The sequence below is a fragment of the Methylotuvimicrobium sp. KM2 genome (genome assembly GCF_038051925.1).
Taxonomy (GTDB): domain Bacteria; phylum Pseudomonadota; class Gammaproteobacteria; order Methylococcales; family Methylomonadaceae; genus Methylotuvimicrobium.
On record NZ_CP150634.1, the window covers coordinates 804,348 to 828,822 of the forward strand.

Annotated in this window: 20 protein-coding genes; 14 read left to right on the forward strand and 6 right to left on the reverse strand. The window is 47.9% G+C overall.

The window, feature by feature from the left end; genetic code table 11:
- Nucleotides 1-18 precede the first annotated feature (18 nt).
- Nucleotides 19-357 (forward strand): hypothetical protein, encoded by a 339-nt coding sequence (locus WJM45_RS03595; protein ID WP_341327617.1) that lies wholly within the window; start codon nt 19-21, stop codon nt 355-357.
- A gap of 453 nt (nt 358-810) precedes the next feature.
- On the opposite strand, the gene WJM45_RS03600 is transcribed toward WJM45_RS03595, so the two are convergent.
- The 3 genes from WJM45_RS03600 to WJM45_RS03610 all read right to left on the reverse strand — a co-directional run bounded on the left by WJM45_RS03600 (nt 811) and on the right by WJM45_RS03610 (nt 4,524).
- Nucleotides 811-1,875, reverse strand: a complete 1,065-nt coding sequence (locus tag WJM45_RS03600) for a hypothetical protein (protein ID WP_341327618.1) — start codon at nt 1,873-1,875, stop codon at nt 811-813.
- A 34-nt stretch (nt 1,876-1,909) separates the two neighbouring features.
- The gene (locus WJM45_RS03605) at nt 1,910-2,713 is read right to left on the reverse strand and encodes a methyltransferase domain-containing protein (RefSeq protein WP_341327619.1); all 804 of its coding nucleotides are present in this window, start codon (nt 2,711-2,713) and stop codon (nt 1,910-1,912) included.
- An 890-nt stretch (nt 2,714-3,603) separates the two neighbouring features.
- On the reverse strand, nt 3,604-4,524 hold the full coding sequence (locus WJM45_RS03610; protein ID WP_341327620.1) for a LysR family transcriptional regulator: 921 nt from the start codon (nt 4,522-4,524) through the stop codon (nt 3,604-3,606).
- 159 nt (nt 4,525-4,683) lie between these two features.
- Here WJM45_RS03610 and WJM45_RS03615 point away from each other — a divergent pair, with 159 nt between their 5' ends.
- On the forward strand, nt 4,684-6,282 hold the full coding sequence (locus tag WJM45_RS03615; RefSeq protein WP_341327621.1) for a SulP family inorganic anion transporter: 1,599 nt from the start codon (nt 4,684-4,686) through the stop codon (nt 6,280-6,282).
- A gap of 303 nt (nt 6,283-6,585) precedes the next feature.
- Here WJM45_RS03615 and WJM45_RS03620 read toward each other — a convergent pair whose 3' ends face one another.
- On the reverse strand, nt 6,586-7,368 hold the full coding sequence (locus tag WJM45_RS03620; protein ID WP_341327622.1) for a methyltransferase domain-containing protein: 783 nt from the start codon (nt 7,366-7,368) through the stop codon (nt 6,586-6,588).
- A complete protein-coding gene (locus tag WJM45_RS03625) occupies nt 7,358-8,050 on the reverse strand; it encodes a CDP-alcohol phosphatidyltransferase family protein (protein ID WP_341327623.1) in 693 nt (230 codons plus the stop codon). Before WJM45_RS03625 ends, WJM45_RS03620 begins: the two co-directional genes overlap by 11 nt.
- A 27-nt stretch (nt 8,051-8,077) precedes the next feature.
- Between WJM45_RS03625 and WJM45_RS03630 the strand changes: the two genes are divergently transcribed.
- Entirely contained in the window at nt 8,078-9,106 is a 1,029-nt protein-coding gene (locus WJM45_RS03630) for a glycosyltransferase family 4 protein (protein WP_341327624.1), read from the forward strand.
- Nucleotides 9,107-9,517: 411 nt separating this feature from the next.
- Nucleotides 9,518-10,408, forward strand: coding sequence for a lysylphosphatidylglycerol synthase transmembrane domain-containing protein (locus WJM45_RS03635; RefSeq protein WP_341327625.1), 891 nt, complete (start codon nt 9,518-9,520; stop codon nt 10,406-10,408).
- Between the two features lie 573 nt (nt 10,409-10,981).
- On the opposite strand, the gene WJM45_RS03640 is transcribed toward WJM45_RS03635, so the two are convergent.
- Nucleotides 10,982-11,524 carry a MarR family transcriptional regulator gene (locus WJM45_RS03640; protein ID WP_341327626.1) on the reverse strand — a complete coding sequence of 181 codons (543 nt, stop codon included), beginning with the start codon at nt 11,522-11,524 and terminating at the stop codon, nt 10,982-10,984.
- 316 nt (nt 11,525-11,840) lie between these two features.
- Between WJM45_RS03640 and ectA the strand changes: the two genes are divergently transcribed.
- The 10 genes from ectA (at nt 11,841) to WJM45_RS03690 (ending at nt 24,161) form a co-directional block, all read left to right on the forward strand.
- Nucleotides 11,841-12,359: a diaminobutyrate acetyltransferase gene (ectA, locus tag WJM45_RS03645; RefSeq protein WP_341327627.1), complete on the forward strand. Its 519-nt coding sequence runs from the start codon at nt 11,841-11,843 to the stop codon at nt 12,357-12,359.
- Between the two features lie 41 nt (nt 12,360-12,400).
- Nucleotides 12,401-13,732, forward strand: coding sequence for a diaminobutyrate--2-oxoglutarate transaminase (gene ectB, locus WJM45_RS03650; protein WP_341327628.1), 1,332 nt, complete (start codon nt 12,401-12,403; stop codon nt 13,730-13,732).
- A 50-nt stretch (nt 13,733-13,782) separates the two neighbouring features.
- Nucleotides 13,783-14,187, forward strand: coding sequence for an ectoine synthase (locus tag WJM45_RS03655; RefSeq protein WP_341327629.1), 405 nt, complete (start codon nt 13,783-13,785; stop codon nt 14,185-14,187).
- A 58-nt stretch (nt 14,188-14,245) separates the two neighbouring features.
- Nucleotides 14,246-15,688 (forward strand): aspartate kinase, encoded by a 1,443-nt coding sequence (locus WJM45_RS03660; protein WP_341327630.1) that lies wholly within the window; start codon nt 14,246-14,248, stop codon nt 15,686-15,688.
- Between the two features lie 275 nt (nt 15,689-15,963).
- Nucleotides 15,964-16,923 (forward strand): ectoine hydroxylase, encoded by a 960-nt coding sequence (gene thpD, locus WJM45_RS03665; protein ID WP_341327631.1) that lies wholly within the window; start codon nt 15,964-15,966, stop codon nt 16,921-16,923.
- Entirely contained in the window at nt 16,916-17,800 is an 885-nt protein-coding gene (locus WJM45_RS03670; RefSeq protein WP_341327632.1) for a tetratricopeptide repeat protein, read from the forward strand. The genes thpD and WJM45_RS03670 overlap by 8 nt, the downstream gene beginning before the upstream one ends.
- A 323-nt stretch (nt 17,801-18,123) precedes the next feature.
- Nucleotides 18,124-19,548: a sodium/proline symporter gene (locus WJM45_RS03675; protein ID WP_341327633.1), complete on the forward strand. Its 1,425-nt coding sequence runs from the start codon at nt 18,124-18,126 to the stop codon at nt 19,546-19,548.
- Nucleotides 19,549-19,952: 404 nt separating this feature from the next.
- Nucleotides 19,953-21,200 carry a hypothetical protein gene (locus tag WJM45_RS03680; RefSeq protein WP_341327634.1) on the forward strand — a complete coding sequence of 416 codons (1,248 nt, stop codon included), beginning with the start codon at nt 19,953-19,955 and terminating at the stop codon, nt 21,198-21,200.
- Nucleotides 21,201-21,544: 344 nt separating this feature from the next.
- Nucleotides 21,545-22,207 carry a Fe2+-dependent dioxygenase gene (locus WJM45_RS03685; RefSeq protein ID WP_341327635.1) on the forward strand — a complete coding sequence of 221 codons (663 nt, stop codon included), beginning with the start codon at nt 21,545-21,547 and terminating at the stop codon, nt 22,205-22,207.
- 457 nt (nt 22,208-22,664) lie between these two features.
- Nucleotides 22,665-24,161: a hypothetical protein gene (locus WJM45_RS03690; protein WP_341327636.1), complete on the forward strand. Its 1,497-nt coding sequence runs from the start codon at nt 22,665-22,667 to the stop codon at nt 24,159-24,161.
- Nucleotides 24,162-24,475: the final 314 nt, after the last annotated feature.

The following is a 24,475-nucleotide window of genomic DNA, read 5'->3' on the forward strand; positions in this document are numbered from 1 at the left end:
AAGAAATTAAGGAATGAAATGAGTAAAAATAAATCAGTTATCATGGCTGTTTGGGTGGTCGCTTTGTCGGCGTGCGGTGGCGGCGGTGAGGATAGCGGTATGTCTCAGGTAAAATCGGCTTTTCTTGATAGTTGTATACAAAAGGAAGGGCGTGCGCGCCCTGTCGAGCAGGCTAGGTCGTATTGTGATTGTGTGGCCGATTCTGTTTTCGGCAATAGGGATATTTCCAATGAAACCAAAAGGCTCATGTTTTCGATGAGCGATAAAGATAGTCAACTGTATAAAAAAGATGATGCCGCGATGGTTAGAGGCGCACTGATGGCTTGCTATACTTCTAATTTTTATAAGAAAAAATAGGCTTTGTGCGAGACAATACTCCCTTTTGATTGAAAAGCCGCGTAAGAATAAAAGGTATGGGATGCGCCTATCGAGGACCGCCGTTTACCCGGCATCTAAATCCAGCACCTAAATTCCCTAGGTATTTGGCAATGATGCAAAAATCATGGCTCATTTAGGTGCTGGGTTCATGTCAGCCCTGGCAATCAATCGCCGCCGTCAAGTCTACAGGGGCCTATTTACCTAGCGGCCTGTTTTGGGTAGGAAGGCTTTAACCTAGAAAAAGCATTTCACCATGAAGATCATGAAGAATAAGAAGTTAACTCAATAACTTGTCATTCGTTTATGAACAACTTTCGCTCACCCGAAAGGTTAGCTGCAATGTTTAGGTAATCTATTGAAATACTTCATGAACTTCATGTGCTTCATGGTTGAGCTGCCGAATTTAGGTTTAATGGTCAATAGAACGAGTATTTAATCAGTTTTGGCGGCTTTTGCTTTGTTTTTGGCTAGTAAGTTGGGCGGCGGGCCGATCGGGTCGAAGTTTTTGAGTAACGGTACGTCGTCTTTGTTGACCCACATGACATTCATATCATAGGATCCTTGCGGGCCCCAGCCGCCGAAGAATTTTTTGCCATCCGGCGTGAAGGCCCAGCACATGTCCTCGCCCGCCGTATTGATGGTGTCGCCCAGGTTCAAAGGCTCTTGCCATTCGCCTTGGGGATTTTGATAGGAAATCCATTCGTCGTGCCCGCCACGCGAGCCCATGTCGGGGCGCGTGCTGGTGATGATCAGGCTTTTGCCGTCCTTCGAGAGGCCGGTCCAATGTAAATGATCCCGGTATGGGGAGTTGATCCTCGGTCCTAGGCTTTCGGGGTTCTGCCAAACGCCGTTTTTCTTTTCGACCTTCCAGATGTCGCTGTCCTGAGTGACTCCGGGTTGTTGGTAGCTGAAGTAAATCAGGCTGTCCGATACGATGATCGGGCAATGTTCTTCGCCGGTCGGCGTGTTGAGGTTAGGCAGTTCAGGCACATCATTCCAATTTTTGGCCGGCTGCCAGACGCCATCGATTTTCTGCGCTACGTAGAGATCGCCGGTCGACAGATTGCCCGGTTCGTAGCGGGTAAAATAAAGGGCGTTGCCGTCATCCGAGAGGCTTGGTTCCAACTCCCAGGCAGAGGTATTGATGTTCGGCCCCACGGTTGGGTCGACGCTTGGTCCCAGATGAATCGGGGTTTGCCAAACGCCATTCACGTTGTGAGACATCCAGATGTCGAAGCTGTAGGGATTGCCTTGTGATTCGATGACACCGGGTCGAGTCGAAACGAAAACGACCGTTTTGCCATCTGCGCTGTAGGTCAGTTCAAATTCCGAAGCCGAGGAGTTGATCGGCTCGCCGATGCTTTGCGCTAACGGGTGCGGCTTTGCGTTTTCGCCGGCAGGGATGTCCATGCCAGGCATCGCATAAGACACGTTCTGCGTCAAAAGAAGCGTCAGCGCTGCCAAATAGGACTTGGAGATAAAAGATTTTGTTTTCATAGTGTGCATAATGTTATTCGGGTTGAGATCAAGGTTATCGGGCATCAGGCTTTTCCGTCTCGAACAGAATCGCTTGCATCGGATAGCACATCGGGCTTGAGCCAAACTCTTTTTTGAAGGCCTCGGCCAATTCCGTCACGATATCCTCTGGATCGACGCCGCCCTTATCTCTGATTTCGAAGATCACCGGTGTGTACACCAAGGCACGCGCGAACGCCGTCACATCGAGAATATTGTATTCATGGCGTTGCACGGAAATGACCACAGGGTCGAAGCCGATCTGAATCAACTGTTCTTTGAGAGGGTCGATTTGGTGGCAGGACACCGGATCGAATAAAAACTGCGGGGTTTCCGAGGGAAAGTATCGTTTAAGAACTTCGAAGCTTAAACTGGCGAACGGGTTGTAGCGTTCGGAGTCCCAAACGCGGAATAAATAACGACCGCCCGGTTTCAAGGTGCGGTAAACCTCCCGAAACCCTTTGTTCCGGTCGAAAAACATGATGCCGAATTGACAGACGACGGCATCGAAGGCTTCGTCATCGAACGGCAGTGTGGTGGCGTCGGCGTTTCGGAAGGTGACTTGTTCACCCGAATGAAACTTTTGCCGAGCTACATCCATCATCGAATCGCTGATGTCGACTGCGGTCAAGCGAGCTTCTGTCGCCAATAAGTTGCGCAAGTGGCGCGTCACGATGCCGGTGCCGGCGGCGATTTCCAGTACGTCCATCGGTGCTTGTTCGGCGACGCGTCTTGCGGTATCGGCGCCGTAATGCTCGAATAGGACCGGTCCAAGGTCGCGATCATACGGAATGACAACTTCATCAACATAGCCGGACATCGTCTTTCTCCTCTGCATGGGTTTGATTGCCAATACGCCAAAAGCCAACAAAGGATTGAATTGCGCGCGGCAAGAATTGGTATCATTCGGATACCGTTGAATAAAGATAGATATTGTAAGGGAATCTTCTAATTATTAAAACGCATAGCTAATACCCGCAAAAAGGGATTCTGATGTATCCCCACAAAACGCTCGTTCCCATGCTCTGTGCTCATCGTTATACACAAATATCGGTAAACTTGCTAAACAGAGGTCATCGTATAACTGGAAACGGTGCTGTTTGATAAATCTGCGGATATTGGATATCAGTGGCTCCGAGATCGCGATCTAGGGATTCCTCGTTCCCACCGCTCCAGCGTGGGAATGCATACCGATCTTGCCTAGGCTGACAAGGTATGGGTTCCCACGGAGGACCGTGGAAACCAGAAATAAGTCAAAAATTACCCTTTTGCAATCTTAACCAATTAGACCTCGATACTTTTTATTTGCATTTAATACCCTCGGATCTCCCTCACCTAACGCTAGGAGCCTGTCCGAGAACTCGACAATTGAAATTTATAGCACAATATATAGTGCAATGTTTTATAAAAAATAACTATATATAGTGTGTATTTATTTGGATCTTGTATTCTCGGACAGGCTCCTAGGTGATCCGCGTAGGGTGCGCTGTGCGTACCATGGCAACCCCTCGATGTTCATTTCATGTGCCAACCGAACCGCTAGGGCACGGCTTTGGTGCGCGCAGCGTACCCTACAATTTATGTATAACGATGAGCGCAGAGCGTAGGAACGATGAAAAAAATCAATATATCTATCAATTTTCAGCCATAGCAAATTGTTTTATTTGGCTATTTCGTGGGGATACCTCAGGGTCAGGTTGAATTAATAATTCAACCTGACCCCTTTTTTTGTTCCGATCTCTCTTGATTGGAAGGTGTAAAATTCTGAAATAGGGTTTTCAATAGCGGATTGGGAAAGTGTCGTTCAGGGGTGATCGCATAAAAGCGTTCCTTGACTTCCATGATCTGCACGCATTCGACTAAATGACCGCTCAGCAATTCGTCACGCACCACCACGGGCGGCACCAGTGTTAATGTTCCGGACTCACGCGCCAATAGCCTTAGCATAGCCATGTCGTCCACTTCCGCAATGATTTTGGGGCGAACGCCGGCCTGGTTGAGCAAAAAATCGAAAGCAGTGCGAATTTCGCTTTCCATGCTGGGCACGAATAATCCAGCATGGTGTAAATCTTCCGGAAAATGAAAGTTAGCCGGGGCCGTCCGCGCTTGACAGACTAGGCTGGCTGGCTGTTCATCGAGCAAATGACATTGCCAGTTTCGATCCAGGGCGTCGGGAGCCGGACGATTGGACAAGAGCAAGTCTAGGGTATGTTCCTGCATTTGCTGCATCAAGGCGTTAAGGCTGCCGGAGTGCAGCACCAGCTCAATATTTTCCAAAGCCAGCAATGGTTTAATCAAGTCCGACTGAAAGTTGCGCGATAGGGTGGAAACTGCGCCGACACGTAATAAAAGCCGGCTTCCAGCTTCGCGGCGCTGCATGACACTCAATAGCTCATCACCGGCGCGGAAAATTGCTTGCGCATAATCTAAGGCAATGTGGCCGGCTTCGGTCAAGATCAACTGCCGGCCTTCGCGTTCAAATAATTTTTGCCCTAAGCTTTCTTCGAGCTTGCGCAACTGGATACTCAGTGCGGATTGTGAGATGTGCAGTTTTTCTGCTGCACGGGTCAAGTTGTTTTCATTGGCGATGACCCAAAAATAACGAAGGTGGTGATAGTTCAAGATGGCCATGATTGTTCAATTGCGCAGCATAGGAGAGAAAGGGACAGTATTATCGGTATCGATATATAAAATATAACAAAAATACAGAAATAATATATTAGATTAAAGTGGTCTGAAAAGATAATCTATTGGGCAGTTATCGTAACCCTATCATTGCCCATAACATTCATGACTCAAACACTTTTCTATAACGATCTTCGTTCCGGCTTTTTTGTCTCTCTGATCGCCTTGCCGCTATGTTTAGGTATCGCGATGGCCTCGGGTTTTCCTCCGATGAGCGGCCTGATTACCGCGATCATCGGTGGGCTCTTGGTGTCTCGTGTGAGTGGGACACAGCTTACGATCAACGGGCCGGCGGCCGGTTTAATCGTTGTGGTGTTGGATTCCGTGCAGACTTTGGGCGGAGGCAATGCTGCCGCCGGCGTTACCTATACGTTGGCGGCCATCATGATATCCGGCTTGATCCAAATTGCCCTGGGCGCATTGCGCGCGGGTAAACTCAGTGCCTTTTTTCCTTCCTCGGTAGTACACGGGATGCTGGCTGCCATCGGCATTATTATTCTGGTTAAACAAAGTTATGTTTTGCTTGGGGTTCCGGCGGAGGCAGGCTCCATTGTGCAACAAGCGATGGCTTTGCCGAGGGCAGTGATCAATATGAATGTTCCTATCGCGATGATTGGCTTGATCGGCTTAGCCGTCATGATCTTTTGGCCTCGTCTCCCTTTTAAATTCAGTCGTATGTTACCGGCGCCGCTTTGGGTTTTATTTTCCGGTTTGCTGTTGACGTATTACTTCAATTTAGATCATGTACACCGCTATCATTCTGTAGTGACGCAGTTTTTAAGTCAGGGCGAGTTTTTAATCGGTCCTTCTTTTTTGCTCAATCTTCCAAGCAATCCGATGGATGCGCTGTATTTGCCGGACTTTGCGATGATCGGCACGGCTAAATTTTGGTTCTGCGTTTTTAACATCACTCTTATCGGCAGTTTGGAAACCTTATTGAGCGCCGCGGCGGTGGACAAGTTAGACCCCAAACATCGTTGTTCCGATTTGAACCGCGATTTGATGGCCATCGGCATGGGTAATACCCTCTGCGGCCTAGTCGGCGGGTTGCCGATGATTGCGGAAATTGTGCGCAGCTCGTCAAACATCAGTTATGGCGCGCAAAGCAGTTGGTCGAACTTTTTTCATGGCGTATTCCTGCTGCTATTTATCAGCTTAGGCGCCAATCTGATACAAGAGATTCCGCTGGCATCATTAGCGGCACTATTGGTTTATACGGGATTCAGACTCGCCTCGCCGATGGAGTTTGCCAAAACCTTGAGTATTGGTTTCGGCCATTTTCTGGTGTTTGTCGTGACCTTGATCAGTATTTTGCTGACGGATCTTTTGTTAGGGGTGTTGATCGGTATTGTCACTGAGCTGGCGCTGCATGGCTTGCGTGGCTTGAAGCCGGTCCAGATTTTTCAGGCCGCCTATCGTATTGATGAACAGGAACCCGGCAATTTTCATGTACAGGTCCACGGGGCGGCCGTGTTTTCAAACTTTCTGGCGTTAAAAAGCATGACCGGCACCTTGCCTAAAGGTAAGCAGGTGATTTTCGATTTAAGTGAAGCCAATTTGATCGATAGCACGGTATTGGAATTCATCTATTATTTTCGCGCCGAGTATCAAAGATCGGGCGGTACCTGTGAAATAACCGGTTTGCACAAACACTATGCCGTCGCCAAGCATCCACTGTCCGTTCGGCGCGCGCTGAGGGGTTAGTGAGAGACTGATTTAGTTCAATCATGGAGCACGTAGCCCGTATGCAGCGGAGCGGAATACGGGTCTGGCGTGGCGCCGAACTTCCCGGATTGCGCTATGCTCCATCCGGGCTACGCTGCTAGACGAACCGCGTAGGGTACGCTGTGCGTCCCATGGTAACCCCGCGATATTCATGTGCCAACCGAACCGCCAGGGCTCGGCTTTGGTACGCGCAGCGTACCCTACAATTTATGTAAAACGATGAGAGCTGGAGCTTGGGTAACAGCACATCCATTATATTATGCTACTTCACGTCATTATGAATTATTCAGCCTTGTAGGCATCCTTGCTTTGCCCATGCTTAAAAACGGCTTTCAGATATATTCCGCCGCGCAATGCCGGTATTTTTAGCCTTTCACCGATAATATTCAAACCGGACAACAGCCAATAAATGGGCGAAGGCATGTCGCCTTTTGGGATGAAAGTCCAATAGCCTATCGTTTCCGGCGCCAGTCCCGCATCGTTTAGTAACCCGCACAGCTCTTGTCTAGTCATGAAGCGGTCGCTGCTCAAGTGCCGGGTGTCCCAGCGAAATTTGCGGGCGATCGCCGTGTACCAGCAATAAGCGCCGTTCGGGGTTAGGCAAATGAATTCGCCGCCGGGTTTCAAGACACGCGCGATTTGTCGAAGCACTCGCGGCTTGTCCGGCATGTGTTCGAATGCGCCGACGCAAAGTACGGTATCGATTCGCCCGGATTCGATAGTCTTTAATTGTTCGGCGGGGTCGATCGCAAATCGGATGGTTTCACGATTCGAATGCTGTTCGCGTAATGTTTCGGCTTCCGAAATCATATTCGGTGAAAGATCTGTGCCGATAGCCTGTTCATAAAGGCCGGCTAATTCGAATAAATGCATGCCGGTGCCGCAGCCGATTTCGAGCAATGTGCCGCGTCGTTTGCCGAGCAATGGCCGGATGATTGAAAGGCGGTAAGCTAAAAGGCGGTCGGGGCGACCGTGCGTTTCTCTGTAACTGCCGGCGATGCGGTCGAAAAACGCGCGAATATCGGCGGAACCTTCGACTTGTCGGGTTTTAAGCTTATTCATCATTGCGGGCGGAGCGGTAAATCAAGCGGATCGAGGCGATAAACGAATAGCAGAGTAGCAGCGTGATGGCGAGCGCCAAAGGCTGATAGATCGCTGGATAGTCGGTAAAGCAGGCGATTAAAACCAACATCGTGACGACGAAAACGACTTTGCCTGTGGTCGTTTGTTGTTCTTTGTAAGCTGGCGGCTTCGCGAGCATTAAAAAGCACACGAATACGTAGCGCATCAATCCCGGTATGAGTATCCACAACCCCAGTCGCTGATCGAGTACGATCAGCCAGCACAGCATCAACATGAAAAAAGCGTCGGTTTCCTTATCGAAATATTCGCCGAATTCCGATACGCAATTAAATTTACGCGCTAACCAACCGTCAACGCCGTCAAGGCATAGAACCAGTAATGCCAGGAGAATTATCAAGTCCGGCTGGTGGGCGAAAGTTACCAAGCTAAAGATCAGCAGCAAGCGAAACAAGGTCACGGCATTGGCGGGGCCGAATTGACCTATTGATGTCCAATTGCCTGGGCCGCGAACAATGAACCAGGCAAACGACAACGCCGCAGAGCCTAGCAGTAGTTCGATAGGCCATGAGAACAGAAGCATTGCAGTGCTGGCCGCTAACAAGACCGCCGAATGCAGGTTGCTCCAACGAATCAATTTAGTTTGTATCAAGGGTTCCGTTATCATGGTGCCGAATTCATTCGGAGTGTTGCGATGAAGATAGCATTGTTACATCCGCCTCTTAGCGAAATTTCGGGAGGCAATCTCTATAACCGGAATATACTACATCAAGCACGCCTGTGCCGTTTTCCGTTGCATTCGGTCACTGTCTCGGCTATCGATCGCGAACGACTGGCCGAATGGCAGAAAAATTACGAGTTGTTGATTTGGGATAGTCTATTTTGGCGAGAGTTGGCAGGCATGGCTGAAACGCTAAAAGGCAGTCCCAGTTGTCTTTTATGTCATTATTTGCCGTCTCTGAACCCGTTGGCGGCGGCGCGCGGTCGGGCCGTTTGGCACGAGATTGAGTGCCGAGCGATCGAGTCGATGCGTTTTGTCATTGCGACCGGGCAAGCGGTTTTCGACGAGATTCAAGAACGGTTTCCAAGCAAATCGGTCGGCTTGTGCGAGCCGGGAATAGACGAAGCATTCAAACCGGAATTACTGCCTATAAAAGCTAATGATTCAATTGTTCGCATGCTAAGCGTCGCTAATTTATTGCCGGAAAAAGGCTATCTCGATATTCTTGAGGCACTGGCCGTTTTGACTGAATATCCGTGGCAATGGCATTTCTGCGGCAGCGATAGGGTTAATGCGGAATTTACGCAACGTATTTGGCGTACTGCCGGTGAATTGAATCTACTCGATCGCATTCGTTACGAAGGTGTTCTGACTTCGGAGCAGGTCGCGGAATTGATGTACGGTTCGGATATTTTTGTCTCCGCTAGCCATTTCGAATCCTATGGCATCGCGCTGGCCGAGGCGGCGGCGATGCGTCTGCCGATCGTTTGTTCCGAGACCGGAGCAGCCGGGCAAATTGTTCAACATGGAGTCAACGGTTTTTTGTTTGTCGCCGGCGATGTTGATGCGCTGCGTGTTCATTTAGCAAGGTTGATTAGCGAGTCGGCGTTACGGCACAGATTTCGGGAGCAACAATGTTTTGAAGGTCGGTCGTGGGGGCAATGCTTCACGATTTTTGAACGTTTATGTAGGGAAGCGTTTTGCTTGTCGAGTCTAAGTTAGTCAGTTACTCCCTTTCCCGGCAATCAAGAAAGATTGAACGAGCGAGTCGTGGTTGATTGAGAATGTGCGGAGGTTGTGTCGGTCTCAAGAAGCTAGAGCTTCCGGGATGTCTTTCCCAAGCTGGAGCTTGGGAAAGAGCGTGAAAATAAGGTATGGGATGTGTATATCGAGGACCGCCGTAAAGAATTGGGTGCGCTGCTCTGGTACGCATAGCGTACCCTACTGTCTTCAAGTTTCGAGATTGTTGTAAACGCTTCAACTATTAACGCGAACAGAGTCAAATTTTAAGGATGTAATGCATTTTCGGGTTGATGAGCGTATCTTCAAGATAGTTAGATAGGCTGGGCTAAACAGCTTACAGTCCATTGATCGCTGAAGATAAACGCTGTTCCTTCAATATAGTGGGTGGATATGATGCATAAATCAAAACAGTGGCTAACGGTAATTTTTCGATGGTTTATCGCTATCGGCTTGTTGGTGATTATCCTGAATAAAACCGATAACGATTTGCTCTGGCAGACTTTGCGTGGTTTTAATCCGGCGTTTGGGTTGCTCTTGGTGGTTTGTCATGTTGCCGTGCTGATGTTGATGGCTTACCGATGGCGGCTCATTGCTCAACAATTGAGTGTTGAGGCTGATTATGCGGATTATTTGAAAGCAATATGGATTGGCGCGTTAAGCGGCCAAATCGGGCCGCCGTTGATTTTTTCCGAAGTGGCTCGGTTCAAAGTGCTTCAAGATTATGGGGACAATCAATCGTTGATCGGTAGCCAAGTGCTTGACCGTTTGTCGGGATTGGTTGCTTTAGTGTTTATATTGCTACTGACCTTGCCGTTGAATTGGCCATTATTTGCCGAAATGATTCCGGCTGCGACGTTGCTGCAAAGTCTGGCGATCTTAGCGATTTCCGGTGTTGTTCTGTATAGGGTCGTGTTATCTACGAAAACTCGAACCCTGATGGATCGTAATAAAATCAGTGAAGTCATGAGTCTCGGACAGTCGCATTATGAGTTATCGTCGTTGATTCAATTGTTGTTGATGCTTGGCTTTTTATTGGCGGCTTACGGTTTGGGCGCCCCGAAGCTGCCGTTTACACTGTTTACATTATTACCGCTGATTTTCGCCGGGTTGACATTGTTGCCTATTTCTATCTCGGATTGGGGGACGAGAGAAATGTTTGCCGTATATGTTTTATCGTTTGCCGGTTTACCGGCAGAGGAGAGTGCGGCGATATCGATCATCTACGGCTTCAGCTACTCGTTGACGACACTCTTTGGCTTGTTTTTTTTGTTGAAAAAGTAACGTTCATGAAGGCCTAGTCATCGCCCCGGCAAATGAAAGTTCTCTGGTGATGGAGGGTGCGGTCACTCGCCCGACAGGACGCCGTGAATACGTCCATGTAGGCTCGACGGCGGCTGTCCCTGCCGCCGACGCCTGCCGGTCGAGCAACCGCACCCTCTCCGGAACCGGAATTACCAGAGCGGAGATTTCGCTCCTTCCCAAGCTCGGCTTGGGAAGGCAGTCTCGGAAGCTCTGCTTCCCGTGACGGCAAGCGGAGCTTGCGAAATCGTTTCCCAAGCAGAGCTTAGGAAACAGCGAAGGTTCGTTTTGGCGAACTTTCACAGTAAAGAACATCAATAAGTAAGTTTATTGATGTTAAGTTTATTGATGTTCGGGGGCAGCTAGGCTAAATATACCTTTATGCTGTTACCCAAGCTCCAGCTTGGGTAACCTGTTCAGGAAGCTCTAGCTTCCCGGCAATCAAAAAAGATTGAACAAGCGAGTTGGGGGTGATTGAGAATGTGCGGAGGTTATGTCGGTCTCTGCTCTGGAAGTTGGAGCTTCCGGGTTGCAACTGAGCTGAATCATTAGAGCTTAAACCGGAAAATCAAACGCTTCTTTAGTAACAGGGATGTCTTGCGCGTCCATCATCTGAGCAACACGCTGCAGTGATGCAATAATCATCAGCTGTTCCCATTCCTGTAATTTGCTGAATTCCCGTGTAAAGCGATCCTGCAAGGGGATAGGAGCATTTATTAGCATTTCCGTGGCAGCTTCAGTCATATAGACATGGACTTTTCGCTTATCAGTCTGGGAGCGCTGCCGGAACACTAGTTGACGTTTTTCCAGGCGATCCAGAATTGTTGTCACAGTCGCTTGGCTGAGACTCATGTCCTGAGCTAGCTCGCCAATGGTCAGTTGACCTTTGGCGCGTAGTGTCTGTAATAAAAGAATCTGAGGTGCGGTCAGGCTAGTGGTCTTTGCCAGATATTTTGAGTGCAGGTCGGTGGCGCGAATCACTCTGCGTAATGCGACCAGCACTTCTTCAATTTGATTCAGCAAATGTTCCTTTTCAACCGGATTTAAGTCGAGCGTATCCAGCGAATGAGGAGCGTGCGGTTGTGGGTTTTGCATCATTAATCACCGATCATTGAAATAGAGTCAGTCGCGTTACAAAGCCATTATTGTATACCCATCGAAGATCAAAATTCGGCGCCTCCGCGGGTGCTACCGAAATTTGAAGTACGAAAGGCATAATTTGATATGACATCTAATTAAAATTAAGCAAAAGTACGCGGCCTGGACATTTAAATTATTTAGTGTACTATATATTATGTTTTCCAGTGAAGCCAGAATATTTGTGCTGATGGCTAATAAAATCATGATTTAAGCTCGGCTTATCCAATTAAAGCCGAGTTAATTGCACAGAAATCTAAATAATAGAGTTGTTTATATGTTGTCTGATAAAACTCCCTCGCCCATCATTACACTTAGCCAGCCTACTGCCGAAGTTGGGGCGCAGGTGCATCGGCTGATTAGCGAGTGTCCGCCCCTGGATCCCAATTCGATGTACTGCAATTTGCTGCAGAGCAGCCATTTTTCTGAAACGGCGGTGGCGGCCAAAATTGGCGATGAGTTGGTTGGTTTTGTCTCGGGTTATCGTATTCCGCAACGTCCGGATACATTGTTTGTCTGGCAGGTGGCTGTCGGCGAAAAAGCCCGAGGTCAAGGGCTTGCCACGCGGATGCTCTTAGCCATTCTGGCGCGGCCGGCCAATCAGGATATCAACCGAATCGAAACGACCATCACCCCGAACAATAAGGCCTCATGGGCCCTGTTTGAGGGGTTGGCAAAAAAATTGGATACCCAAATTGGCAGTGCTGTGATGTTTGACAAGACACGCCATTTTGCAGATCAACATGAAACCGAAATGCTGGTGAAGGTCGGGCCGTTCAAAGCGGTTCAGGCTTAATCGCTACACTATTATCCCATCTTGCTCAGGAGAGAATTAGAATGAAAATCTTTGAAGAAATTGAATCGGAAGTTCGTTCGTATGCCCGCGCTTTTCCACGGGTGTTTGATCGCGCCCAAGGCGCAAAAATCTATGACCATGAAGGTAATGAATACCTGGACTTTCTCGCCGGTGCAGGTTCCTTGAATTACGGTCACAATCACCCGGTATTCAAGGAAAAGCTGCTTGAGTATATCCAGAATGATGGCATCACGCAGGGCTTGGACTTGCATACCCGTGCCAAAGGAGAGTTTTTGGAAAGTTTTAATGAGCACATCCTCAAGCCGCGGAATTTGGACTACATAGTGATGTTTACCGGTCCCACCGGCACCAACGCGGTTGAAGCGGCACTGAAGATTGCCCGTAAAAAAACCGGTCGTGAAAATATTATTTCGTTTACCAATGGCTGGCATGGCCAGACGCTGGGGTCGCTGTCGGTTACCGGCAATTCCACTCACCGTGGCGGCGCCGGCATTGCTTTGCATGGCTCAACCCGTATTCCCTATGACGGCTATCTGGGTGATGATTTCGATACCACCAATTTGCTCGACAAAATGCTGTCGGATTCCAGCAGTGGCGTCGATAAACCGGCTGCCGTCATCGTTGAAACGGTCCAGGGCGAAGGCGGTATCAACGCCGCGTCAATGACGTGGTTAAAAAGCCTGTCGGAAATCTGCAAACGCCATGATGTGTTGCTGATTATTGATGATATCCAGGCCGGTTGCGGTCGCACCGGCACTTTCTTTAGCTTTGAAGAAGCCGGAATTTATCCTGATATTGTGACCTTGTCGAAATCGCTCAGCGGGTATGGTTTGCCGTTAGCCATCGTTCTGATGAAACCCGAAATCGATCAATGGTCACCAGGCGAGCACAATGGCACCTTCCGAGGTAACAATCATGCCTTTGTCACCGCCAAGGCGGCGATTGATCACTTCTGGAAAGACGACGGCTTTGCCAAAGAGGTCCAGCGCAAAGGCCGGTACATTGCCGATCGTGTAGATGTTATTGTCGCCAAGTATGGCGAGGGTAACTTCAACTCGCATGGGCGAGGTATGTTCCGAGGCATTAACTGTGTCAGCGGTGATTTGGCCGGTCAGATTACCCGCAGATGTTTTCAGAAAGGTTTGATTATTGAAACCAGTGGCGCAGACGATCATGTCGTGAAGTTCCTGTGTCCGCTGATTATTACAGATGAGGAGCTGGAAAAAGGCATCGACATTCTTGAGCAAGCCATTAAAGAGGTCTGTGATAAAGCAGACACAATCCCAGAAGGAAAGGACTTTTTTGAAGGCGACTACTCTGTCAGTGAAGAAGTCAGCAAAGCCGGGTACTGAAGCCTGCTGACCCAATCAGCCTATTCGAGAATCTACTGAAGAGAACCAAAATGATCGTAAGACAGTTACAAGACGCACAGCAGACTAGCAGACGCATCGTTTCACCTGACGGCAACTGGGAAAGCACCCGCATGTTGTTGAAGGATGACGGTATGGGCTATTCCTTTCATATCACCACCATTTTCGCCGGCGCCGATTTTCGCATGCATTACCAGAATCACCTTGAGTCGGTGTATTGCATCAGTGGTGAAGGCGAAGTTGAAACGCTGGACGATGGCAAAAAGTATCCTATTACACCGGGCACGCTCTATAACCTGAATCAACATGATCGGCATATTCTGCGCGCCTTCAAGGAGTTACAGCTGGCTTGCGTCTTTAACCCGCCTCTGAACGGTAAGGAAGTGCACAACGCAGAAGGTGCCTATGAACTGGAAGCCGAAACAGTCAGTGACTGATTTTCACTCATGGCAGGGCGGTGAAGCCCTCGGCATCCACGAAGTAAGAGAGGACGTTATGACTTTTCACACCGTTGAAAAAATCGGCGGCACATCCATGAGCGATTATGTTGCCGTGCGCGACAATATCATTCTCAAACCGGTTCATCGCGAGGATCTTTATCAGCGTATTTTTGTGGTCTCCGCCTATGGAGGTATCACCGATATGTTGCTGGAGCACAAAAAAAACGGTCATGCCGGAATTTATGGTCAGTTTGCCAACAGTCTAAACGATGCCGGTTGGCAAGCTTCGTTGGTAACACTTAAGCAAGAAATGTTTGCAATCAATGCCAACATTTTTGACACTGCTGAAGCCATCAAAAAAGCCGACGCGTTCATTGGCGAACGGCTTGATGACACGGAACGCTGTCTGGCCGATTTGCAGCGTCTTTGCCAGCATGGTCATTTTTCACTGGATGCGCATCTTTCTACAGTCCGGGAAATGCTGGCCAGCATCGGCGAGGCGCACAGTGCGTGGAACACTGTCCAGTTACTGCAACAAGACGGCATTAACGCTGTCTTTGTGGATCTAACCGGTTGGCGGACCGATAAGCACATGACGCTCGACGAACGCATTAAAAAAGCCTTTGCCGAGATCGATCTGAGCCGGCAGCTACCAATCGCCACGGGCTATGCGCACAGTATTGACGGCCTGATGTCAACGTTTGACCGGGGCTACAGTGAAATGACTTTCAGCCGGATTGCGGTGTTGACCGAGGCGGATGAAGCCATTATTCATAAGGAGTTTCATCTGAGCAGTGCCGATCCGCGTCTGGTGGGTGAAGACAAGGCCGTGCCGATTGGCCGCACCAATTACGATGTGGCCGACCAACTTGCGAATCTGGGTATGGAGGCGATTCATCCCAAGGCGGCAAAAGGCTTGCGTCAGAACGAGATAGCGCTACGCGTCAGAAACACCTTTGAACCGGATCATGCCGGGACGCTGATCACCGGCGATTATGTCAGCAGCAAGCCTTGCGTAGAGATTATCGCCGGATGTAAAGGTGTTTATGCGTTCGAAGTATTCGATCAAAACATGGCGGGCGAGATTCACAATTACGACCGGGAAATCCTGGCGCTGATCCGCCGCTTCAGAGCGCATATTGTTTCCAAAGACATTAATGCCAATACCATTACCCATTACTTATCTGCGAGTCTGAAAAAAATCCGGCGCATCCGCGATGCCCTGCAAGAGATCTATCCGGATGCCGAAATCAATCAGCAAAAAGTTTCGATTGTTTCCGCCATCGGCAGCGACATGAAAATCCCGGGTATTCTGGCTAAAACTGTCTCGGCACTGGCAGAGAAACAGATCAGCGTGTTGGCGATGCACCAGTCTATGCGTCAAGTCGATATGCAGTTTGTAATAGATGAAGATGCCTACACTGACGCGATCAAAAGTTTGCATAGTCATCTGGTGGAGGTTCATGATCACGGCATTGCAATATGCCTCGCGTCATGATTGTACTGATGCCTCTTTTCAATAAACTTAACCCAGCCTTAACATTGCGCGTCAATAGGTTATTGAATAATATGCAATAATTAATTTTATGGCACTACAAAGTTAAATTTGGCATGATTTTTAATTATTATATTTCAATAGCATAGGCGGTAGGCGCTACACTTGTTAAAGCTGGGTTAAGATGTACGGGTAAGCCCTGCGTAAGTTGGGAATGACCGATGACCAGGGGCTATCTGTTGTCGTGAAGTCTTTAATCAATATGGGTTAAATGTTCAATGATTACCGAGAAAGCCGAACAGTCCGAACAAAGCGAAGATGTTTATCAGTCTCGCAACGGTGATAAACCGAAAATAATTCAACGCGTAGATCCAGTGGTTTATGCGCAAGCAGCTAATCCAAGTCTCATTGCCGAGGACTTGCAAGCCCGATATGAACGACAGGGTTTTCTTGTTCTTGATAATGTTTTTAATAAGCGGGAAGTCGATTCTTTCAGGCAAGAACTCAATCGTTTAAATGACGATAAAGAGATAAAAGCCTCGGCGGAAGCGATAACTGAATTATCCAGCGACGAAATCCGTTCACTCTTTAAAATTCATGAAATCAGTCCGGTGTTTAAAAGTTTAGCTGCCGATAATCGCTTAGCGGGATTGGCCCAGCATCTATTAAATGACCGGGTTTACATTCATCAGTCGCGCTTAAACTATAAGCCGGGTTTTCGAGGCAAGGAATTTTACTGGCATTCGGACTTTGAAACTTGGCATGTAGAAGACGGCATGCCCAGAATGCGTGCGCTCAGCATGTCCATTATTCTGACTGAAAACGACCAGCGTAACGGGGCTTTAATGTTGATTCCCGGATCGCATAAAAAATTTGTCGTTTGCGAAGAAGAAACGCCGGAGAATCATTATTCGGTCTCGTTGAAAAAGCAGGAGTACGGGATACCCAGCGATGAATGTTTGGCTAGTTTGGTTGCCGATGGCGGCATTGTATCGGCTATCGGAAAACCCGGCAGTGTCTTAATTTTCGACAGTAATATGATGCATGGTTCGAACAGTAATATCACCCCGTGGCCTCGCTCCAATGTCTTTTTCGTCTATAACGCGATCAGTAATCGAGTGACATGGCCGTTTTGCGGTTTATCGCCTCGTCCCGAATATCTTTGCAGTCGCAAGGCTATACGTGCTATCGAACCGCGGCCTTTTAACGTTGCTGTCGGTCAATCGATTTATGCTTAGAATTTTAATAATGTTGATCGTGCTGACGCCTTGTTCCGTGTTAGGCGAGAACATCAACGATGAAGCAGAGGTTCAAGATCGCTTAGATGCGATTGAGTCTTTGGATAAGCCCTTATATAGTCCTTTCATCGAGCGCTATATGCTGGATGAACTCAAGCAGTTGCGTATGGACATGGCGGCGCAGAGGAATGAGCTGATTCAGCAAATTGTGGATAGAGAGCTCAGTTCGGTCGATAGAGGCGTCACTTACGCCACTAATACCGTTACTTATTTTTTCTACTTGATTGCCGGCGCCAGTACTATTTTGGTGCTGCTGGGTTGGACCTCGCTCAGAGATATCAAAGAGCGTGTGCAGTCCATGGCGGATAAGAAAGTCTCGAAACTTGTCCATGAATATGAAGAGCGCTTGGCAATTGTCGAGCAACAACTCAACAAAGAAGCGCAATTGATAGAGAAAATCGGCGAGGATATCGAGCGGACGCAAGATGTGCAATCGTTGTGGCTCAGGGCAGGCCAAGCAAGCAGTTTGGCCAATAAAATCGCCATCTACGATCAAATTTTAAAATTGCGTCCCGAGGATTGCGAAGCATTGACTTATAAGGCCGATGCGGTACTCGATATGGGTGAGCCGCAGTGGGCTGTCAATCTATGTCAGCAAGCGTTGAAAATCGATCCTGAAAACGGCCATGCTTTTTACCAATTGGCTTGTGCGTATACCGCATTGAATCAATATGAAGAGGCCGTTAACTGTTTATCCGAGGCGCTGCAACGCACTGAGGATTATCGCGATAAGTTTGCCGATGACCCTGCGTTGCAGGCCTTAAAAGACTTTGAGCCGTTTATCGAGCTGTTGCCCAGTGAAGATAATACTCATTAACTTCTGTCTTCTGTTGATAAACACAAGTCTGATGGTGTTCGTAACAGGCCATAGCTATTACTCTACGGGACTAATCCATTCACCCTAATAAGAGCAGTTGAGTGCCTCAAACTGCCGTTTGTCTTGAGTTCTTCATTATTCGATTTGGCCCAGCAAGAACGATCTACAACAAATACCGGCAGCTCTTTTAGGTACATGCTGAAAAAGCGTTCAAATTTGGTGACGATGCGAGGTATGTCTGTTCAGCAGCACTCTCCTGCACCTTTTCCGAATACCCTACACATCCTGAAAATTAGAGATTTTCGACCAGATTAGGAGTATTAATGGTTCTCTCGTTTAGTTTTTTTTTACTGCTGTTTACGCTGATTGGCTTGGCATCTTATTGGCAAAGCCGTGGTACCAAGCAGGATTATTACTTGGCCAGCGGCAATGTCAAACCTTGGCTGGTTGGTTTATCGGCGGTGGCTACGAATAACAGTGGCTATATGTTCATCGGCGTTATCGGTTATACCTATGTCACCGGACTCGCCGCCATTTGGTTGATGATAGGATGGATTGCCGGAGATTTTTTAGCATCGCTATTGGTGCATAAACGACTTAAGGCGGCGGCAACAATCACCGGTGAAGTCAGTTACGCCGGCGTGCTTAGCGTCTGGAGCACGGGAGGAGGGCAGCCGGCGCTGCAACGGGTTATCGGCGTGATTTCGTTGGTTTTTCTATTGGCTTACGCCAGCGCGCAACTGGTCGCCGGTAGTAAGGCACTGCATGTGCTTTTCGGATGGCCGTCATGGGCAGGGGCGGTTATGGGTGGCATATTAGTTACCTTGTATTGTTTCGCGGGCGGTATCCGAGCTTCTATCTGGACGGATGCCGCGCAATCGATAGTGATGATCGTTGCAATGAGTGTGTTATTGATGACGGCCACTCAGGCGTTGGGTGGGGTCGAATCGACCCTAATGCAAATGCAAGCGATTGACGGTTTTTTAGACTGGTTCCCCAAGTCTTTGGCCTTGCCGGGTATTGCCGGCGGTTTATTATTCGCAATCAGTTGGCTTTTTGCCGGATTGTCGGTTATCGGCCAGCCCCATATCATGGTGCGTTTCATGACGCTTGACGATACCGCCAGTATGAACAAAGCACGTTTGTGGTATTACCTTTGGTATATTGCGTTTTACTTGGCGGCCACCGGCGTAGGGCTACTTTCCCGCATTTATCTGGTCGATACGGAGGCTTTCGATGCCGAGTTGGCGTTGCCGACGATGGCTATGGAGTTGTTGTCTCCGGCCCTGGTCGGCTTGATTTTAGCGGGCTTATTCGCAGCCACGATGTCCACTGCCGATTCGGTGGTGTTAAGCTGTTCGGCGGCGTTGACTCACGACATCTTGCCGCATCAAATCGAAAACCAGTATTTGATCAAAGGGGTAACCATTGTCGTGACATTCTTGGCTTTACTCGGTGCCTTGGCAAATAATCATAGTGTGTTCAGCTTGGTAATCATGGCATGGTCCGGATTGGCAAGCGCCTTTGCGCCTTTGCTGTTGGTGTTATGTGTGGGAATGCGGCCCACTCAATTCGCAAGTCTTGCTGCTGTCGCGAGCGGCTTGGCGGTCGCCATATTATGGCGTTATCTGGATTTGCACGAGAAGGCTTACGAAGGATTGGCCGGGATAGTTACGGGATTGATCATTCTTTGTTTAGCCGAGTTATTCCGGCATTTATGGAATAAACATAAGGTGAACGTTTCTTAGTGCAAATATCTTCATGTACCTTGCATTAAAAATAGGGAAGTTATTTACTCCCTTTATACTCAAAAAATGGTTAACTTTATGAAGGTATGGGGTGTGGCTAGCGAGGATGTCGGCAGCAGGGAGCTGCCGCCAAGCCCCCATGGATGGGTTTACGGCGTTCCTCGATAGACACATCCCATACCTTTTATTCTTAGACGGTTTTTTAATCAAAAGGGAGTATGACTAAATCCTAATGCACAATCTTGACGCATAAACAAATCGTTAGTTTCAGAGGATATTTTTATACGTAATTGATATTGAATAAAAATAGGCGTTTTCGCGATATGGTATGTCTTGTGCTTAAAAAATTTGTTTAATGGGCCGGTAACGGCCTGATGCAAGAACAAATTTCAGGAAGACATACCATGAAATCACTTTCTTTCCCACGCCACGGTGACAAAGAGAATTCCGATTTTTTCGAACATTATCTACGCGAGCTTTTGACCGAACGGGATCGTGTCGGTTTGACCGACATGATAGGGCAGATCGACGCGCTAATGATCACTGTGGATCCTGGTCACTCTATTCGCTATGTCGGCGAACTTTGCTTAATGACGCCTTATCATTATCTCGTGACGCTGGAAAGCGAATCCCATTGGACGCATATTTTGCGTATCGATATGAATTCGCCCGACCTGCTGATTAGAGAGGTGAAAGACCCATCGACTATGGGTATTTTTCGAAGCTTGAATGAAGTCTATCCAATTGGCGCAAGTAAGCCGAACAGTCGTTATATGGGTGAAATTCTACGAGTGGAAAACATGAGCGAGGTGACGCGTTTGCAACAAGAGCGTGAATTTCGTTTTTTTTCGCAAGATGAGAACCGTCGATTGGAGCTGCCGGGTAATTTGGCGATCAGTAAGCCTTCACCCTATAGCCATAATATTGTCGCTTATATGGAGCGACCGGAAAACCAGATCAGGGTGTATTCATTAGGGCTTTCCCGGATTCGAGACGATGTACAAACGGCTTATCGGCAAGCCAAAGAGCTGCAGGAAGAGCTAGGAATCGACAAGTTATTGAATCCCATCGATCACTTGGCAACGCGTATTTATAGCCAGAATCGCGAAACCGCGATTCTGGAATGGCTATCGCTGTCGAGTTATTTTTATTGGGGTTCATACGATATTAAAGATCAAAATTCCTCAACCAATGTGACTAAAAGCGTGCATTTTGCGGATGAGATCCATAGCCCCGCAAAAGTGTTTACGGCTAACAACACGCCATATTTTGTCAATCATTTGGAAAAGTTACCGTCGCCGACCGAAACCTTCGTCCGTAATTACGGGCCTCGCCTGCATCATTTAGCGATCGGCGTTAATGACGGCGAATATAAAGGCATGGAAAATATCGACTACGTGGTGAGTGAGATTTCTCGTCAGGGAAAAAAGTTTTTGTTGGACGTTATCGGTTCGAGAGAAGAAGGTATTAAGCAGATATTTTCAAGTGCTTCGGAGCATTCGTCGTTAATCATTGAATATGTGCAGCGATTTGGCGATTTCGACGGTTTTTTCACGAAACAAAATGTCGCGGAATTGACGCACGCGGCCGGTGTTGAAGAAGAATTACTTAATATTCAATCATCCGCGTCTGTAAAGCTTAGGGTTTCGTGAAAAATAACTTCCTGGAGTTATGTGCTTTGCCGAGGGTTCGACATCTTCGCTAGTCACACCCCATGCCTTCATAAAGTTAGCCGTTTTTTGAGTACAACGGGAGTAAAAGCGCTAAATCCGTGCACGGGCGGGTCTTGCCGGTATGATGAAATCGTGTGGTTGTTCAAGGTGCGTATAACGACGGGGCGCGCGAACTTCGGTTGAGACTGAAGAAAATGGTATTTTGAGGGGTTCTCGATAACTGGCTTTGTTGCGATAATGGGCACTTATCAGCTCTCGCTTGAGTCGTGCAATAGAGTCAGGGCTGTCTTTCATGTTTGTATAACAAAGACGTTGAGATTTCCATGGATTCAGTATTTGTAATTAAAGATGTATTAACCGCTGAGCAGGTGGCTTCGATATGCAACAGCCTTGAGCAAGTTGAATTTGATGATGGTAAAGTTACCGCAGCCGGTATGGCTAAGTCGGTTAAAAATAATCAACAAGTAATGGTGGATAAAGTCCCGGATTTGATGCCGTTGTTGTCTCAAGCGATTATGGCTAATCCATTATTCAATGCGTTGACCATGCCGCGTGCGGTTGTCAATGTCATGTTAAGTCGCTATCAGGTTGGTATGGAATATGGGACTCATACCGACGCGGCCATCATGCCGGGAGGTAATCGAGCCGATATTTCGTTTACTTTGTTTTTATCCAGTCCAGAAGCTTATGATGGCGGTGATTTAGTGCTAGAAACCGCTTTGGGAGAGCAGCGTATACGGCTAAATGCCGGCTCGTTGATTCTTTATCCGACGGGCGAGCTGCATCGTGTTAGCCCGGTTACACGAGGAGAGCGTATTGTCATTGTCGGTTGGATTCAGTCGCGTATTCGAGATTCCCGTAAACGACAGATTCTATTGGACCTTGAAAATGTTCGTAAGCAATATCTCGAAAAAGTCGGACACGACCGCACAGCTGAGTTAATGTTAAAAACTAGTATGAATCTACGCAGGATGTGGGATGAGTAGGGTATTCATGAGTTTTGTGCCCATCGTAGATCAAAAATCGGCACCGGGAGGCGTTCGAAGGATGCCGTAAACCCAGTACCCTAAATCCAGCATCTAAACTCCATAGGTATTTGGCAATGATACAAAATTCATGGCTCGTTTAGGTGCTGGGTGAATACGTTCATGTAGGCTCCTTGCCTGCTTCATGCTGTCAAAGCCTTTGCCGACACCCCTGACGCTTCCATACATTAATGCCGAAATTTGATGTGCGATAGGCATATAATAGGGAGTAAAAAAAGCAGTTGAGAGCCTCAAACTCCCGTTTTCCCTGAATCTTTCGACCGCGCTCAAGAGAGTCTTGTCGAAGGTATCCATATATGGGGATAGGTATAGTTGATTTTAGTTTGGCAGCTTTCTTTCAATTTCATTCAAAAGCGCTAGAATTAACGCATTTTTCACAAAAGTATCATTATTCGTCATGACTCTGCCTTTTGAATTAAATCGTTCGTCCGTAAAACAGTGGTTCAGTCAATTGAACTCGCCTGATGCGGTGGCGGTCGGCAGCGAGGTTTTAAAGGCGTTGAATCTTTTGGTCAAGCAAATCGAGAAACTCGATAGCGAGGAGTTGGCTCAAGTCATCGATTTGTTCGATCCGGTGGTGGTTAAAATTGTTGAATTTTTAGAGCGGTTTATTAAACAAAAACCGGACCTCTATAAGTTGGCCCGGATGTCTTCTCAGTTGATGGTGTATCTGGCCCAGTTGCATAATCATTTAGCGCAAACCGATGCGGCCAATAAGGCCTTGCATGCTAACTATGCGTTGCAAATGCTTGGCTGGAGCAGTTTTCATCGTGCTTTGAGCTATGAACGATTACCCGGTTCGTTTTGGCATGATATGGGGATCGCCTATCAGCATGCTCAAGAGGCGGGACTGGATACGCTGATCACGTCGGCCTTGCCGGCATTTCAACCGTTGAATACCTGTGCCAAGGCTTTGCGACGAAATTTACTGTTTGTTATTTGTAATCCGTATCGTTTCAACCGTGATGAGATTCAAGGCTTATTTGCTTTTTGTGAGCAAAAGCAAGCTTTATTGACGCTATTTGAGCATCAGGCGGGTTTTTATTGGGACTATCAACACGGTAAGCCCCCCGAACCTTTGGTGTTAAAGCCGGAAGGCTTAAAAGTGCTGACTTTCCATGCCGAAGCGTTGACTAAAGCCGTGCTGAATACGCAGGTGAGTTTACCGGTTACCTATAGCTCTGTTTTGTTTAATACATTGTCTAATTTTCAGCAAATAGTTCGAAGTACGGAACGCGTTTTACCCAAGTATTATGCTTTCGTTTCGGGTTATGAACAGGTTGCTATCTTTTTGAATAAGCATATTCGCGGTGGCCTGGTTTCGTTAATCAATACGCCGAAGCCTGAAAAAATATTGGAGTATTTCGAATTGGCGGCCGACCCCGAGCCTGAAGAACAAGTATTTCATCGGGTCAGCAATGATGAAATTTGGGGTAGACAAAAAAAGCAGGAAAAAGTCGAACTACAATACGGTGCTATTAAAACGTTTAAAACCGGCTTACCCGGGATTTATCTTGCGGAATATTTGAAATTGCCTGTAGAAGGCAATAACTTACTGATTCTTTATGGGCAAAGCTTGCGGCCTTTGTTGGCGGTTGCAAGACCTATTGTGTCGGCTAAAAAATCGCTATATCAGAGTGCTTTGTTGGAACTGGTTTCCGAAAGTCCATTTGCGGTTACCACCGCCGATTCATCGCCGACCGAGACTTTTATCATGGAGAGTTACGAGGGGCATTATCAATGCTATCTTCCCGGACATAAGAAGTTTAATTTGGGCGCCGAGATTGCGCTGAAGGAGGGGCGTTTGGTGCTGTTGCGATTGTTGGAAGAAACGGCGCAGTATATGCGCTATCAGGTCAGGTTTGACGCTAAGGGTGTCGAGATGGGTAGTTGATTCTTTGAGTCTAGAGAAAGTATTTTGCCATGAAGGTCATGAGGTTAATTCAATAGCAGCGTAATTCGGGTTACGCTTCTCGTTCCTACCGCTCCAGCGTGGGAATGCATACCGATGCCAGGGTATGGGTTCATCAGCGCCAACTTAAGCATCTAAGTGATTGATTAAGCAGTAGGATGGGTAGGAGCGAAGCGGAAACCCATCATGGGTGCCCGCAAACGGTAAAAAACGTTACGGAAGGGTTTATAAACCCCGTCCTGCGATAGAAACTGCGTCCGGTTGAAAAACGATGGGTTTCGGCTTCCGCCTCTACC

Coding starts and splice junctions, on each gene's coding strand:
- ectA (WP_341327627.1), top strand. CDS start 11,841: ATGTTGTCTGATAAAACTCCCTCGCCCATCATTACACTTAGCCAGCCT.
- WJM45_RS03620 (WP_341327622.1), bottom strand. CDS start 7,368: ATGATGAATAAGCTTAAAACCCGACAAGTCGAAGGTTCCGCCGATATT.
- WJM45_RS03595 (WP_341327617.1), top strand. CDS start 19: ATGAGTAAAAATAAATCAGTTATCATGGCTGTTTGGGTGGTCGCTTTG.
- WJM45_RS03635 (WP_341327625.1), top strand. CDS start 9,518: ATGATGCATAAATCAAAACAGTGGCTAACGGTAATTTTTCGATGGTTT.
- WJM45_RS03680 (WP_341327634.1), top strand. CDS start 19,953: ATGAAATCACTTTCTTTCCCACGCCACGGTGACAAAGAGAATTCCGAT.
- ectB (WP_341327628.1), top strand. CDS start 12,401: ATGAAAATCTTTGAAGAAATTGAATCGGAAGTTCGTTCGTATGCCCGC.
- WJM45_RS03655 (WP_341327629.1), top strand. CDS start 13,783: ATGATCGTAAGACAGTTACAAGACGCACAGCAGACTAGCAGACGCATC.
- WJM45_RS03640 (WP_341327626.1), bottom strand. CDS start 11,524: ATGATGCAAAACCCACAACCGCACGCTCCTCATTCGCTGGATACGCTC.
- WJM45_RS03600 (WP_341327618.1), bottom strand. CDS start 1,875: ATGAAAACAAAATCTTTTATCTCCAAGTCCTATTTGGCAGCGCTGACG.
- WJM45_RS03660 (WP_341327630.1), top strand. CDS start 14,246: ATGACTTTTCACACCGTTGAAAAAATCGGCGGCACATCCATGAGCGAT.
- WJM45_RS03610 (WP_341327620.1), bottom strand. CDS start 4,524: ATGGCCATCTTGAACTATCACCACCTTCGTTATTTTTGGGTCATCGCC.
- WJM45_RS03685 (WP_341327635.1), top strand. CDS start 21,545: ATGGATTCAGTATTTGTAATTAAAGATGTATTAACCGCTGAGCAGGTG.
- WJM45_RS03625 (WP_341327623.1), bottom strand. CDS start 8,050: ATGATAACGGAACCCTTGATACAAACTAAATTGATTCGTTGGAGCAAC.
- WJM45_RS03630 (WP_341327624.1), top strand. CDS start 8,078: ATGAAGATAGCATTGTTACATCCGCCTCTTAGCGAAATTTCGGGAGGC.
- WJM45_RS03670 (WP_341327632.1), top strand. CDS start 16,916: ATGCTTAGAATTTTAATAATGTTGATCGTGCTGACGCCTTGTTCCGTG.
- thpD (WP_341327631.1), top strand. CDS start 15,964: ATGATTACCGAGAAAGCCGAACAGTCCGAACAAAGCGAAGATGTTTAT.
- WJM45_RS03605 (WP_341327619.1), bottom strand. CDS start 2,713: ATGTCCGGCTATGTTGATGAAGTTGTCATTCCGTATGATCGCGACCTT.
- WJM45_RS03690 (WP_341327636.1), top strand. CDS start 22,665: ATGACTCTGCCTTTTGAATTAAATCGTTCGTCCGTAAAACAGTGGTTC.
- WJM45_RS03675 (WP_341327633.1), top strand. CDS start 18,124: ATGGTTCTCTCGTTTAGTTTTTTTTTACTGCTGTTTACGCTGATTGGC.
- WJM45_RS03615 (WP_341327621.1), top strand. CDS start 4,684: ATGACTCAAACACTTTTCTATAACGATCTTCGTTCCGGCTTTTTTGTC.